The 14271-nt window shown below is 67.3% G+C and carries 11 protein-coding genes; 6 read left to right on the top strand and 5 right to left on the bottom strand.

Annotated features, from left to right (window positions below; genetic code table 11):
• Nucleotides 1-2: 2 nt before the first annotated feature.
• On the bottom strand, nucleotides 3-551 hold the full coding sequence (locus tag JHD82_RS00265; RefSeq protein ID WP_013800972.1) for a DUF3455 domain-containing protein: 549 nt from the start codon (nucleotides 549-551) through the stop codon (nucleotides 3-5).
• A gap of 313 nt (nucleotides 552-864) precedes the next feature.
• On the opposite strand from JHD82_RS00265, the gene JHD82_RS00260 reads away from it, so the two are divergent.
• From JHD82_RS00260 to JHD82_RS00240, 5 genes are all read left to right on the top strand, one after another.
• A complete protein-coding gene (locus tag JHD82_RS00260; RefSeq protein WP_199135094.1) occupies nucleotides 865-1449 on the top strand; it encodes an RNA polymerase sigma factor in 585 nt (194 codons plus the stop codon).
• 37 nt (nucleotides 1450-1486) lie between these two features.
• Complete coding sequence (locus JHD82_RS00255) at nucleotides 1487-2314, top strand: anti-sigma factor domain-containing protein (RefSeq protein ID WP_043821459.1); 828 nt, start codon at nucleotides 1487-1489, stop codon at nucleotides 2312-2314.
• A gap of 232 nt (nucleotides 2315-2546) precedes the next feature.
• Nucleotides 2547-3485, top strand: coding sequence for a DMT family transporter (locus tag JHD82_RS00250; RefSeq protein ID WP_013800975.1), 939 nt, complete (start codon nucleotides 2547-2549; stop codon nucleotides 3483-3485).
• A 42-nt stretch (nucleotides 3486-3527) separates the two neighbouring features.
• Nucleotides 3528-4859, top strand: coding sequence for a DNA polymerase IV (gene dinB, locus JHD82_RS00245; protein ID WP_199135093.1), 1332 nt, complete (start codon nucleotides 3528-3530; stop codon nucleotides 4857-4859).
• 191 nt (nucleotides 4860-5050) lie between these two features.
• Complete coding sequence (locus JHD82_RS00240) at nucleotides 5051-6610, top strand: PAS domain-containing methyl-accepting chemotaxis protein (RefSeq protein WP_199135092.1); 1560 nt, start codon at nucleotides 5051-5053, stop codon at nucleotides 6608-6610.
• A gap of 23 nt (nucleotides 6611-6633) precedes the next feature.
• Here JHD82_RS00240 and queF read toward each other — a convergent pair whose 3' ends face one another.
• The 4 genes from queF to JHD82_RS00220 all read right to left on the bottom strand — a co-directional run bounded on the left by queF (nucleotide 6634) and on the right by JHD82_RS00220 (nucleotide 12657).
• Nucleotides 6634-7482, bottom strand: coding sequence for an NADPH-dependent 7-cyano-7-deazaguanine reductase QueF (gene queF, locus JHD82_RS00235; RefSeq protein WP_199135091.1), 849 nt, complete (start codon nucleotides 7480-7482; stop codon nucleotides 6634-6636).
• A gap of 155 nt (nucleotides 7483-7637) precedes the next feature.
• Nucleotides 7638-8522, bottom strand: a complete 885-nt coding sequence (locus tag JHD82_RS00230; protein ID WP_012207082.1) for a 2OG-Fe(II) oxygenase — start codon at nucleotides 8520-8522, stop codon at nucleotides 7638-7640.
• A 78-nt stretch (nucleotides 8523-8600) separates the two neighbouring features.
• Entirely contained in the window at nucleotides 8601-9386 is a 786-nt protein-coding gene (gene yaaA / locus JHD82_RS00225) for a peroxide stress protein YaaA (RefSeq protein ID WP_199135090.1), read from the bottom strand.
• 118 nt (nucleotides 9387-9504) lie between these two features.
• Nucleotides 9505-12657 carry an Rne/Rng family ribonuclease gene (locus tag JHD82_RS00220; RefSeq protein WP_199135089.1) on the bottom strand — a complete coding sequence of 1051 codons (3153 nt, stop codon included), beginning with the start codon at nucleotides 12655-12657 and terminating at the stop codon, nucleotides 9505-9507.
• A gap of 535 nt (nucleotides 12658-13192) precedes the next feature.
• On the opposite strand from JHD82_RS00220, the gene JHD82_RS00215 reads away from it, so the two are divergent.
• The gene (locus JHD82_RS00215; RefSeq protein ID WP_034396692.1) at nucleotides 13193-14254 is read left to right on the top strand and encodes an RluA family pseudouridine synthase; all 1062 of its coding nucleotides are present in this window, start codon (nucleotides 13193-13195) and stop codon (nucleotides 14252-14254) included.
• Nucleotides 14255-14271: the final 17 nt, after the last annotated feature.

The raw sequence follows: 14271 nt of genomic DNA, 5'->3' as shown, positions 1-14271 counted from the left end.
CGTCAGGCGGCCTTCCAGATGATGTAGTCGGCCTGGTACTGCACGACCTGCTTCTGGCCCAGCGTGGAGCTGTTGCAGGCCATGGCAGGGGCCACGCCGCCGCGCGTGGCCACGCGCTGGATATAGGTCACGCCCTGCATGGCGCCCATGCCGGTGGCGGGCTCGGCCTTGACCAGTTGCATGGGGATGTTGCCCGCGCTGGACGGCGCCACGGCGACCTGGGTGGCCGTGACCTTGGAGCCGTCCTGGTGCGCCCAGGTGGCGGGCGGGCCGAAGTAGCGGCCGATGACGCGGCCCTGGCGGTCCGTCAAACGCGCATCCGGGCCGACAAAGGCCCATTCCTGCTCCATCGCCTGGTCCTTCTTGGCGCGGCATTCATAGGTGATCTGGCCTATGCCCACCGTCTCCATGGCAACCTTGTGGCCTGCGGGCACCTGCACGGCGGCCGGCAGGTCGGACTGGGAATAGCTCTTGCCCATGTCCATGGAGGAGCAGGCGCCAAGGGTCAGTGCGGCCATGGTGGCCAGGCCGAGGGGGAGGATGTAGCTCATGAAGGTCTCCAGGTCGATGGGTTGAGGGGTGTCGCCTTGAACCGCTGTCCGGGGCGCGACACAGGGAATACGCAGCAAGGCAGCGACTGGATTCACCTGAATGGAAAAAAAATTTATCCGCATCCGGTTCGCAATGCGCTGCGTATTGCTCACGGAGAGCCGGTGCAAGCCGGGAGACCCCCGCCAGACCTTCTGCAACCCCCCGGCTGAGCACCGATATGCCCCTTGAATCCGATCGAAAGACAGAACAAGCCCCCGGGCGGCCACGCAACAGTGCGGGCCACGGGGCCGACCGCTCGCCCACAATGCGTGCATGGGCACCACACCAACCGACCAAGAGCTGATGGACCTTCTGGACCGCATCGCAGCGCAGGACGAGTCCGCGCTCCGCAGCCTGTACGAGGCCACCTCGTCCCGGCTGTACGGGCTGGCGTTGCGTATCCTGCGGCACAAGGACTGGGCCGAAGACGTGCTGCAGGACAGCTACCTGCACATCTGGCGCAGCGCCTCGGGCTACCGGGGCACGCTGAGCCCGCCGCTGGCCTGGATGGGCCTGGTGGTGCGCAGCCGGGCCCTGGACTTTCTGCGCCGGCGCCGCGCCGAACGCCTGCACCTGAACGAAGAGTTCGACGAGGCGCAACTGGCGGCCCATGGCGGCGGGGACGATGAAAGCCAGGGCCCGCTGCAACTGGCCGAGGCCAGCGAACAGGCCGTGGCGCTGTACCAGTGCCTGGAGCGGCTGGAAGGCCGCCAGCGCGAGGTGGTCAGCCTGGCCTATCTGCGCGACCTCAGCCATGGCGAGCTGGCGGGCCAGCTGCAACTGCCGCTGGGCACGGTCAAGACCTGGATACGGCGCGGCCTGGAGCAGCTGCGCCGCTGCCTGTCACGCCATGCGTGAAGCAGTTGACATGCTCTGAGCGGCCAAAGGATTTGCCATGAATATTTCCCGACACCCCGAACTGCTGGACCGGCTGGCCGCCGCTTACGCCCTGGGCACGCTGCGGGGCGCGGCACGCCGCCGCTTCGAGCAACTGGCCCGTGACCAGGCCCCGGTGCGCGCCGCCGCCCTGCTGTGGCAGGGCCGCTGGTCGGCCCTGTCCGAAATGCAGGCGCCCGTGCGCCCTGACGATGCGGTCTGGGTCCGTATCGACAACCTGCTGCAGGCCGAAAAGGCCCGCGCCGCCCAGGCGCACCGGCGGCGCGCCGACGATGCGCCTGGCATGGCCCGGCGCACGGAATCCGCCGTGGGGCGCGCCCTGGCCTGGTGGCGCGGCGCCGCCGTGCTGGGCGCCTGCGCCACCGTGGCGGCCGTGGCCGTGGGGCTGTGGTCGCACCAGGACCTGCGCCAAAGCGGCGAACGCCAGCTGGCCGTGCTGAACAACCAGTTGCAGGCCACCCAGGCTGCGCTGCAGGCCGCGCCCCAGATCCAGTACGTGGCCGTGCTGGCTGACGACAAGGCCGATGCCTCCATGCTCGTGACCTTCGACCCCGGCAAGAACACCCTGGTGCTGCAGCGCGTGGGCGACTTCCATGAGGCCTCCGACAAATCACTGCAGCTGTGGGCCCTGCCGCCCCAGGGCGGCCCGCAATCGCTGGGCGTGCTGGGACGCGACAAGCTGGTCAAGCTGACCGCCGCGGCCGCCGAGGTCCAGGGCGTGCCTGCCCTGGCCATCAGCCTGGAGCCCAAGGGCGGCGTGCCCAGCCAGACCGGGCCCACGGGACCGGTGCTGTTCAAGGGCGCTCTGATCCGGCGCGACCTGTAGCGCGCCGCGCAGGCCCGCTCGCCATTGGCGACGGCCGTGCTGCTGCACAACGCAGCCTGCTTGCCCTGGCCAGAGCAGGGCGCGCGTGCAGCGCTGGCTGGCCGGCCTCTGTTTCGCTGCCGGGCGCGGCAGCCTTCTCCAAGCGCGTGCGCCTGGTGCCCGACCGGCGGCTATGCTGGCCGGCACTCAGTCGCCCGCGCCTTGCCGGCGGTGCCTTCCCTTTTTTGCCGACATGCTTTCTTCCCTCCAAGACCTGACCTGGCTGTGGGTGCCCGTGGTGCTGTTCGCCGCAGCCGCCCAGACCGTGCGCAACACGGCGCAGCGCTCGCTGACCGCCGAGCTCGGCACCCTGCCGGCCACCCTGGTGCGCTTTCTGTACGGCCTGCCGTTTGCCGGCATCTACCTGCTGGCGCTGTACCTGGGAGGCGATGGCGCCTGGTCGCTGCCCCGGTTCTCATGGGCCTACCTCGGCTGGATCGCGCTGGGTGCCTTCTTCCAGGTCGCGGCCACGGCGGCGCTGCTGCTGGCCATGAAGGAGCGCAACTTCGCCGTGGCCGTCACCCTGTCCAAGACCGAGGTGCTGCAGGTGGCCCTGTTCGCCGGCATCTTCCTGCATGAGTTGCCCACCGCAGTGGCGCTGGCGGCCATGGCGCTGGCCACCTTCGGCGTGCTCATCCTGTCGCTGCCGCCGCGCGGCCAGATGCTGTCGCTGTCGGCCTGGGCCAGCCGATCGGCGCTCTACGGCCTGGCCTGCGGTGCCTGCTTTGCCATCGCCACCGTGGGCTACCGGGGCGGCGCCGTGGAACTGGCGCGCCTGGGCGAGATATCTCCCTGGCTGTCGGGCGCCTGGGGCGTGCTGATCGCCCAGCTCATGCAGACCCTGGGCCTGGGCGCCTGGATCGCGCGCACCCACGCGCAGGGCCTGCGCCCCATCTTCCGCGCCTGGCGCGTCTCGCTGCTGGCCGGCGGCATGGGCGCGGCCGCCTCGCTGGCCTGGTTCACCGCCTACGCCATGCAGGGCGCGGCACCCGTGCGCACGCTGGGCATGGTCGAGGTGGTGTTCAGCTACATCGTCTCGCGCCGCGTGCTCAGCGAAAGCCTGAGCCGCCAGGAGAAGATCGGCATGAGCCTGATGGTGCTGGGACTGGTGCTGATCTGCCTGCAGGGATGAATGGTCCAGGGCCTGTGTAAACAGGCCCTGGAGGCTGTATGAATGCACAGTTGCCGCAATAATGGCGGCGTGCCTGAAACGACACCCACGACACCCACGACACCCACGACACCCGCAAGCCCTGCTGATGCTGCGCCCCCGCGCCGCATCGCCCACCTGGACATGGACGCCTTCTATGCCTCGGTGGAGCTGCTGCGCTATCCGCAGCTCAAGGGACTGCCCGTGGTCATCGGCGGCGGACGCCGCGCGCACGACGAGGCGCTGGATGCGCGCTACGCCGGCCGGCTGCACGAGATTCCGGTGGACGAGTTCTCGCGCCTCAAGGACTACGTGGGCCGGGGCGTGATCACCACGGCCACTTACCCGGCGCGCCAGTTCGGCGTGGGCTCGGCCATGGGCATGATGAAGGCTGCGCGCCTGTGCCCCCAGGCCATTCTGCTGCCCGTGGACTTTGCCGAGGTGCGGCGCTTCTCGCGCATGTTCAAGGAAATCATCGTCTCCATCGCCCCGCTGATGGAGGACCGCGGCGTGGACGAGGTCTACATCGACTTCACCGACGTGCCCGGCGGCCAGCGCGAAGGCGGGCGCGTGCTGGCGCGGCTGATCCAGAAAACCATCACCGACGCCACGGGCCTGACCTGCTCCATCGGCGTGGCGCCCAACAAGCTGCTGGCCAAGATGGCCAGCGAATTCAACAAGCCCAACGGCATCTCCATCGTCCAGCCCGACGATCTGCAGGCCGTGATCTGGCCGCTGGCCTGCCGCAAGATCAATGGCATAGGCCCCAAGGCCGATGCCAAGCTGCAATCGCTGGGCATACAGACCATTGGCGAGCTGGCCAAGCAAAGCCTGCCCCAGCTCGTGCAATGGTTCGGCCGCGCCTACGGCAACTGGCTGCATGGCGTGTCCTGGGGGCGCGATGAGCGGCCCGTGGTCACGCACAGCGAGCCCGTCTCCATGAGCCGCGAAACCACCTTCGAGCGCGACCTGCACGCCGTGCGCGACCGGGCCGAACTGAGCGCCATCTTCACCGACCTGTGCGAACGCCTGGCCCACGACCTGCAGCGCAAGGGCTACATGGGCCGCACCGTCGGCATCAAGCTGCGCTACGACGACTTCAAGACCGCCACGCGCGACCACACGCTGGAGCTGCCCATGGCCGATGCCGCCACCCTGCGCCGCGCCGCAGGCCAATGCCTCAAGCGCGTGCCCCTGGCCAAGCGGCTGCGCCTGCTGGGCGTGCGCGTGGGCAACCTCGTTCGCACGGCCGACTGGAACGCCACCGCCCACGACCCGCTTGCGCGCGAGCAACTGCTCAGGGGACCGGCCCAGCCTGCGCCGGACAGCGATCCCTTTACACCTCAACTGTTCTGAATCATCACCACAAATCTGGCGCATACGCTGTAAAACCATGCACCAGTTCCGAGCATGAGACTGCGGTTGCCGTGCTGTGAGATGATTTGGAAATGTGAATTTGTGTTTCCGTTTGATGGATTCCGGTGGCTTCTGAGCGTTTTGCCATGCCATTTCACAAGAACAAGAGACATCCCAAAGGAGTGGTACCCATGCGCGTGAATTTGCCCGTCAGCCAGCTCAACTACGACTTTCCGGGCGATGAGCTGCTGGTATCCGTCACCAACACCAAGGGCGAGATCACCCATTGCAACCCGGCCTTCGTGCGGGTCAGCGGCTATTCCTACGAGGAACTGATCGAGCAGCCGCACAACCTGATCCGCCACCCGGACATGCCTGCCGCCGCCTTCAAGGACATGTGGCGCACCATCGCCCACGGCTACCCGTGGACTGCCCTGGTCAAGAACCGGCGCAAGAACGGCGACCACTACTGGGTGCGCGCCAACGTCACGCCCATCATGGAAGGCGGCCGTCCGCGCGGCTACCTTTCGGTGCGCACCAAGCCCCGGCCGGACGAGGTCGAAGCCGCCGAAGCCCTCTATGCCCGCATGCGCGCCGAAGCCGATGCCGGCCAGGAAACCCTGCGACTGCGCGGCGGTGAACTGCGCCGCCTGGGCCTGGCAGGCCTGTGGGACCGCCGCAGCGACCTGGGCCTGACAGCCCGCATGGCGCTGATGCTGGGCGGCGTGGGCCTGGCGGCCATGCTGCCCGACCTGCTGGGCTGGCAGGGCGCCGCAGCCTGGGGCACGCGCCTGGCCGCCTTGCTGGCGGGGGGCAGCTTTGTGCTGTGGCGCTTCCAGCAGCGCTGCGTGGCGGGCCTGGAGCAGGCCAGCGGCTTTGCCGCCGACATTGCCAGCTGCCAGCTGGGCACCAACATGCAGCACGACTACAGCGGCCCCATGGGCGCCCTGATGCAGCGGCTGCAGCAGATCCAGATCAACCTGCGCGCCGTGGTCGGCGACGTGCGCACCGAAATGCGCGGCTTTGCCACCACGGCCCACGAGATCGCCCAGGGCAGCTTCGACCTCGCGCAGCGCACAGAATCCCAGGCCACCAGCCTGCAGCAGACGGCGGCCTCGATGGAAGAGATATCGGGCACCGTGGCGCAGACCGCCGACACGGCCCAGCTCATGGCCCATGAAAGCGACCAGAGCCGCCAGGTCGCGGGCAAGAGCGGCGCCGCCATCCAGGAAGTGGGCTCTGCCATGGAGCACATCCGCGGCTCCTCGCGCCGCATGGGCGAGATCATCGGCGTCATCGAAAGCATTGCCTTCCAGACCAACCTGCTGGCCCTGAATGCCGCCGTCGAAGCGGCACGCGCAGGCGAGCAGGGCCGCGGCTTTGCCGTCGTGGCCGGCGAAGTGCGCGCCCTGGCCCAGCGCAGCGCCTCCGCCGCCAAGGAAATCAGCGGCCTCATCAACCGCACCGTGGACGGCATCAACGACGGCAACGCCCGCATGGACGCCGCAGGCCGCACCATCGACGGCATGGTCGACGCCGTGGGCCGAGTCAGCGACCTGGTCCATCAGATCAGCATCGCCACGCGCGAACAATCCGTAGGCATCGCCCAGGTCAACGACGCCGTGGCCCAGCTCGACTCCGTCACCCAGCAAAACGCCGCCCTGGTCGAACAATCGGCCGGCGCAGCGGGCTCGCTGCGCGCCAGCGCCCAGTCGCTGGAGCGGTCGCTGGAGGTGTTTACGTTGCGGTGAGGGAAAGGGGCCGGCCGCCTCTTTTACTGCCGCGCCGAGCGCACGTTGGCCGGCAAGGCGCCAGGATGGCTGGTGCGGAACGGGTTGATGTCCAGGCCGCCACGGCGCGTGTAGCGTGCGTAGACCGAGAGCTTGAGGGGGCGGCAGCGGGTCCAGATGTCCATGAAGATGCGTTCCACGCATTGCTCATGGAATTCGTTGTGGTTGCGGAAGCTCACCAGGTATTGCAGCAGGCCTTCCTGGTCGATCTGCGCGCCGCTGTAGCGGATCTGCACGCTGCCCCAGTCGGGCTGGCCCGTGACCAGGCAGTTGCTCTTGAGCAGGTGGCTGACGAGGGTCTCGGTGACGGGCGCTTCCTCGTGGTTGGCGTGCAGCAGCTCTGGGGCGGGCTGGTACTGCGTGCATTCCACGTCCAGGCGGTCCAGCAGCAGGCCATCCAGTTCCTGCACCATTTCCTGGTCGAAGCGGTCCAGGCCGATGATCTTCACGCCGATGCTGCCCTTTTGCTCGCTGCCTCGCCATAGCGCTTCGGCCAGGTCGGTGCGAAGGCGTGCCTGGACTTCGGCCGCGTCGGCCAGGCGGGTGTTGTTGAAGCTGTTGAGGTAGAGCTTGAACGACTTGCTTTCGATGAGATTGGGGGTCTCGCAGGGAATCGTGAAATGCACGAGCGCCACCTGCGGCTTGCCGCGCAGGTTGAGCCAGGACAGCTCGAACGCCGTCCACAGGTCGGCGCCGAAGAAGGGCATCTGGCTGCCCTGAATGCCGATTTCTTCGCGCTTGGGCGCACGCGGCAACGGGAACAGCAGCGAGGGGTCGTACTGGTCGATGTAGGCGGAGCTTTTGCCCAGCTGGGATTGTTCGGGAGTGTTCATGGAAAAAGGGCCGGCCGTGCCGGCGCTGGTCAGGCCTGGACGGTCCGCGCGGAGCGCGTGGACCCAGGCTTTGAAGCTAACTGAATTTCCATGCCCGCAGGCATGGGCGGCCATATAAGGTCAATAAGGGTTGGTGCGCCCGGGTCCGATGGTGCTCAGTGGAATTCGCGTTCGCGCAGCCATTTGGTGGCGATCCATTTTTCGCCGGCCAGCACGGGCGCGCCGCCGTGCAGGGTACGCGTGGAGGGGTCGGGGCGCTCATAGCTGAAGAAGACGGCGTTGCCCCGGCGCGGCACGACTTGCAGCGGCACTTCGGGGAAGATGGTTGCGCCACCGCGCTCGGGCTCGTTCAGGTAGATGACCAGGGTGCCCACGCGCTGGCCGCCGCGCTTGAGGATGGTGGGCGTGCCGGGTTCGCCGGGCGCGAAGTAGTCGTGGTGGGGCTTGTATTCGGCGCCAGGGCCGTAGTGCAGCACCTGCAGGCCCTCGCCATGGTCCAGCGGCCAGCGCAACAGGCGGGCGATGCGTTCTTCCAGCTGGCTGACGATGCCGGTTTCCCCGCGCTGGAAGAACATGCCGTTGCTGGTTCGATCGTCATTGATCTCTTCGCCGCCGCTTTGCGTGGCCACGGTGAGCGATCGCGCCATGCGCGGACGCGCGGCGGCGATGATGGCGTCGCACTCCTCATGCGAGAGCAGGTTGCCGAAGACCACGATGCGCGGGTTGCGCATGCTGACCAGTACCTGAACCTGGCGGTCGCCGACATCAATGCTGCTGGGGTCCTGGGCAAGGTCCGGTTCGGGCAGGCTCGAGGCCGAGACCACGACGGCCGGTGGCGACACCTCGCCCTGTTCGGGCAGGTCCAGCGCCCGCCTTGCCAGTTCTTCGCTCCAGCCCACGTCGCGCATGGAGCGCAGCAGGGCCGCAGGCCCTATGCCGGATGCGCGCTGGTCGCGAACCCATTGCATGAGTTCGGGCGTGAGACCGACGGGCAGGTCCTGCGCGGCGGTCTGGGAATCTGGTGAGGATTTGAGGCTCATGGCGTGCAGTGCGGCCCTTGCCGCAGTGAATGGACTCCAAAGGCATCGAGGCCGGGGCCGGCCGGTGGCCGGCGAGGCTCAGTCAGCGGTCTTGCGACGGAACACCAGGCGCGCAGGCGTCGAGGAAGCTGGCGCCAGCGCGTAGCCCTCCAGATCGAAGGCTTCGAGTTCAGCCGCGCTGCGAGCGCGTCGTTGTATGGCAAATCGTGCCATCAGCCCGCGCGCACGTTTGGCATGGAAGCTGATGATCTTGTAGGCGCCGTTCTTGTAATCCTCGAATGCGCATTCCACCACCGGGGGCTTGAGGTGCTTCAAGTCTACCGATTTGAAGTATTCCTGCGAAGCCAGGTTGACGATGACGCGCTCGCCCGCCGGCTGCTTGGCCGCGCGCTGGTTCAGGTGCTCGGCAATGCGGCTGCCCCAGAACTGGTAGAGGTTGCTGCCATGCGCGGTTTCCAGCCGCGTGCCCATTTCCAGGCGGTAGGGCTGCATGCGGTCCAGCGGGCGCAGCACGCCGTACAGGCCGCTGAGGATGGCCAGGTGCTGCTGGGCCCAGTCCATGTCCTCGGCATCCAGGCTGCGTGCCTGCAGGCCCTCGTAGACATCGCCGTTGAAGGCCAGCAGCGCCTGCCGGGCGTTGGTGGCCGTGAAGCGCGGGCTGAAGGCCTCGTAGCGCGCCACGTTGAGTGCGGCCAGCTTGTCGCTGATACCCATCAGTTCCGACAGTTGCTGGGGCGACTGGCGGCGCAGCACTTCGATCAGCTCCAGCGGCTGTTCGGAGAAGACGGGCAGCGTGTGCGGCAGTTTCGGGGGCAGTGGCGTGTCGTAGTCCAGCGATTTGGCGGGGGAGAGCAGCAACAGCATGGCGGGACGGAAGCTCCTGGAAAGAGGTGGACGGAAGGCGTGGGGAGACGGATGAGGTGAGGGCGGAGGCGGAAACAAACAGGGGCCGCGAGGGCCCCTGTGTTGTCACTGTCTGTGGTCAGACCTGGGCCGCGCCCTGTGGCTGCGGCTGCTGCTCGAACGGCAGTTGCAGCTCGCTGAGGTCCTTGCGTGTTTCCACGAGGATCAGCGGGCCGTCATCCAGAGCGACCACGGGCGGGCGCTCGCGCACGACGCGCTCGGGCTGCGTTTCGGCGGCGATGGCTGCCTGGGCTGCCGCCACCTTGTCGGCATCGGAGCCCACCCATTGCAGGCCCGAAGCGGCGGCCAGCGCCTGCAGCTCGGACATGGGCAGCTGGTAGGCCTGGACCTTGGGCAGGCCGCGTTCGGCGGTTGCTTCAACGGCCTTGGCTGCTGCGGGCGCGACTGCCACTGCGGCAGGAGCGGCCACGGGTGCAGGTGCTGCCACGGGTGCCACCACGGTGGCGGGTGCGACCGGCGCGGGGGTCACCGCAGCCACGGGCGCGGGAGCGGCAATCTGCTGCTCGGGCACGGGGGCCGCGACGGGTTGCTGCACCGCTTGGGCTGCTGCAGCTGCTGCGGGCTGCGCAGGCACTTGCGCTTCGGCCATGGCTTCAGGAGCCTGGGCTTCGGCGGCAGGGCTGGCTGCGTTGAAGTAGCTGCGGCGGGCAGGCTGGTCCTGCTCGGGAGCGGCGGCTTCGAAGGATTGGACGGCTTCGCCCTCCGCTTCGCGCGGTGCGCGCTCTGCACGGTCACCGCGATCGCCACGCTCGCGGCGGTCACGGCCATAGCGGTCGCGCGAACGGCGCTGGCGCGGCTGCTCTTCGCCGGAGGCGGGGGCAGCGTTGTCCAGGGACGGGTCCTGTTGCTGGGCCTGGTTGTCCAGGTTCTCTTCGGTCTCGGGAGCGACTTCGAACTGGCGGGGCTGGCGCTCGCTGCGTTCGGCGCGTTCACCACGTTCACCGCGCTCGCCACGTTCGCGGCGGCCTTCACCGCGCTCCTGGCGCTCGCCACGCGGGGCGCGCTCGGGACGCTGCTCGATGGTGCTGCCATCTGCAGCGACAGCGGCCACGCCGTTCACGGCTTCCAGCGGCTGGCGGCTTTCACCGTCACGGTTGCGTTCACCACGGCCACGGCGTTCGCCGCGGTCGGCGCGCTCACCACGGTCGGCGCGCTCGCCACGATCCGGGCGCTCTCCACGCTCCGGGCGTTCACCGCGTTCAGTGCGCTCGCCACGCTCGGCATTGCGGCGGTTGCGGTCACCGTTGCCGGCCTGGCGTTCGGCATTGGGGGCGCCAGCGCGCTCGCCATTGCGCTCCGAGCGCTCGCCACGCTCGCCACGCTCACCATTGCGTTCGTTGCGGCGGCCACGGTTGTCGTTGCGGCCGTCACGGCGTGCTTCGCGAGCGGGGGCTTCGGCGGCCGGAGCGGGCGCTGCGACTGGCGCAGGTGCCGCGCTAAAGCCGAACAGGCTCTTGAGCCAGGCAAAGAAGCCTTGCTCGCGTACCACGACGGGGGCGACGGCCGGTGCGGGCGCTGCAGCAGTTGCCGCAGGCTTGGCATCGCGCTGCTGGCCGTTGGCCGGGCGGTTGCGGCTGCCTTCGGGACGGGGCTCGGCGATGGGGGCCGGCATGTCGGGCAGCACGCCCTTGATCATGGGCGTCTGTTTGTTGGTGGGCTCCTGCGAGCGGCGCGTCACCGTGGTTTCCGCGTCCAGCTCCTCGGCCAGCTTGTAGCTGGCTTCCATGCTTTCCAGGCGCACGTCGTCGTGCTTGAGGCGCTCGAGCTTGTAGTGCGGCGTGTCCATGGACTTGTTGGGAACCATGATCACGTTGACGCGCTGCTTGAGTTCGATCTTGGTGATCTCGCCGCGCTTTTCGTTGAGCAGGAAGCTGGCCACTTCCACGGGCACCTGGCAGTGCACGGCGGCCGTGTTGTCCTTCATGGACTCTTCCTGGATGATGCGCAGGATCTGCAGCGCCGAGCTTTCCGTGTCACGCACGTGGCCGGAGCCACCGCAGCGCGGGCAGTTGATGTGCGCGCCTTCGGACAGGGCCGGCTTGAGGCGCTGGCGGCTCATCTCCATGAGGCCGAACTTGCTGATGGTGCCGAACTGCACGCGGGCACGGTCCTGGCGCAGCGCGTCGCGCAGGCGGTTCTCGACCTCGCGGCGGTTCTTGCTCTCCTCCATGTCGATGAAGTCGATGACGATCAGGCCGCCCAGGTCACGCAGGCGCATCTGGCGCGCGACTTCGTCGGCGGCTTCCAGGTTGGTGCGGGTGGCGGTTTCCTCGATGTCGCCGCCCTTGATGGCGCGGGCCGAGTTCACGTCGATGGAGACCAGCGCTTCGGTGTGGTCGATGACGATGGCGCCGCCCGAGGGCAGGGTCACGGTGCGCGCGTAGGCCGATTCGATCTGGTGCTCGATCTGGAAGCGGCTGAACAGCGGAGCGTCGTCACGGTAGCGTTTGACGCGGGCGGCATGCTCGGGCATGACGTGCTGCATGAACTGCTGCGCCTGCTCGTAGATGTCGTCGGTGTCGATGAGGATGTCGCCGATGTCGCCGTTGAAGTAGTCGCGGATGGCGCGGATCACCAGGCTCGATTCCTGGTAGATCAGGAAGGCGCCCTTGGCCGACTTGGCGGCGCCGTCGATGGCGTTCCACAGCTTGAGCAGGTAGTTCAGGTCCCACTGCAGCTCGGGCGCGGTGCGGCCGATGCCGGCGGTGCGCGCAATGATGGACATGCCCTTGGGGTACTCAAGCTGGTCCATCGCCTCCTTGAGTTCGGCACGGTCCTCGCCCTCGATGCGGCGCGAGACACCACCGCCGCGCGGGTTGTTGGGCATCAGCACCACGTAGCGGCCGGCCAGCGAGATGAAGGTGGTCAGGGCCGCGCCCTTGTTGCCGCGCTCTTCCTTCTCGACCTGGACGATCAGTTCCTGGCCTTCGCGGATGACTTCGTTGATGCGGGCCTGGCTGGGGGAGACGCCTTCGGCGAAATACTGCTTGGAGATTTCCTTGAAGGGCAGGAAGCCGTGGCGGTCCTCGCCGTAATCGACGAAGCAGGCCTCGAGGCTGGGCTCCACGCGCGTGACCACGGCCTTGTAGATGTTGCCCTTGCGCTGCTCGCGCCCTTCGATTTCGATTTCGTAGTCGAGCAGCTTCTGGCCATCGACGATGGCAAGGCGACGTTCTTCCGACTGCGTGGCGTTGATGAGCATCCGTTTCATGATGCGTTTCCTTTATTCGTTTTCTCTGGGGCGCGCCGGAGTGCAGCCTCTGCTGCCAGACCGTCACGCCTTTGACTTGTAATCAAAGACAGGCTCGCGAGGGAGCCGAGATGCCGGACTGACGCGTCGAAACGAAAGGAATCGCCGGATGCCTTGATGCTTGAGACCTGGCTCAAGTCAGCAATGGGGGCAAGGGCAGGGGGACGAGAGCGATGAGAGAGGCACGCCGTCCAGCTTCAAGCGAAGCTGCTGCACGTGCGGGGCAGGCGGGAGGCTTGGGGGCGGCAATGATCCTGGGCGCAGGCGTTTTCCTGCTCCACAGCGTGACCATCCATGCCCAAAAGATCCACATGCTCGCTTTTGATCCGCTGGCAGCGGTGGACGCCGGGTCCGACCCCTTCTGCCAGCTTGAGATTCCGTATCAGTGTTTCAATTCGTCAGCCACAACCGATGCAACGACGAACTTCGCAGGCCATCTTTTCCTGCTGTTTCGCGTGCATGACACCGGATGGCATCGACCTGCCTGTGCGGGGAAATGGTTGTTTGGACTAAACTCCATGAGAATCAACCACTTATAAATAGTTCGGCACAGGTGAAACACATTATAGAGGGCAAACCGGCAGACGACCGTTCCCTGAACGCAGCCACTGCCGCAGTGCGGCTGATTGAAGTCGATGACGATTCGGCCGGACAGCGGTTGGACAACTTTCTCATACGCCATCTCAAGGGCGTTCCCAAGACCCATGTCTATCGCATCATCCGCAGTGGAGAAGTGCGCATCAACAAAGGGCGCGTCAGTGCGGAAACCCGCGTTTCTACCGGCGATATCGTCCGCATACCGCCCGTGCGCATTTCCGAAAAAGTCGCCGAAAAGGCCGAGCGGCCAGCGCCAGCCAGGGATTTCCCCAGTCTGCTGGAAGACGAGCACCTGATCGCCATCGACAAGCCCGCCGGTGTGGCCGTGCATGGCGGCTCGGGTGTGAGTTTTGGTGTCATCGAGCAACTGCGCCAGGCGCGGCCGCAAAGCCGTTTTCTGGAGCTGGTGCATCGGCTCGACCGCGAGACGTCCGGCATTTTGCTGGTGGCCAAGAAGCGCTCGGCGCTGACGCATCTGCAGGACCAGTTCCGCGAGCGCGAGACCGGCAAGACCTATCTGGCCCTGGTCCAGGGCACCTGGCCGGCCAACCACAAGGTGATTGATCTGCCGCTGCACAAATACCTGCAGGCCGACGGCGAGCGCCGCGTGCGGGTGACCACGGCCGATGATCCTGACGGCATGCGCTCCGTCACGCTGGTGCGCGTTCGCAGCACGCTGGCGCCCCAGCCCCTGCTGGGACTGCCGGCCATGAGCCTGCTGGAGGTGACCATCAAGACCGGGCGCACGCACCAGATCCGCGTGCACCTGTCCAGCCAGGGGCACCCGATTGCGGGCGATGACAAATATGGCGACTTCGACCTGAACCGACGCCTGCAGAAACAGGGTCTCAAACGCATGTTCCTGCACGCATGGCGGCTACAGTTCACCCACCCGGCCAGTGGCGAGCGGGTGGAGCTGCGCGCCGAGCTTCCCGAAGAACTGGCCCGTTTCGCCGGCTGACGCTGGCTCCGACTCCT

Source organism: Delftia sp. ASV31 (genome assembly GCF_016428765.1).
Taxonomy (GTDB): Bacteria; Pseudomonadota; Gammaproteobacteria; order Burkholderiales; family Burkholderiaceae_C; genus Comamonas; species Comamonas acidovorans.
Note: the sequence above shows the minus strand (reverse complement) of the source record. Positions and strands in the feature narration are given on the sequence as shown.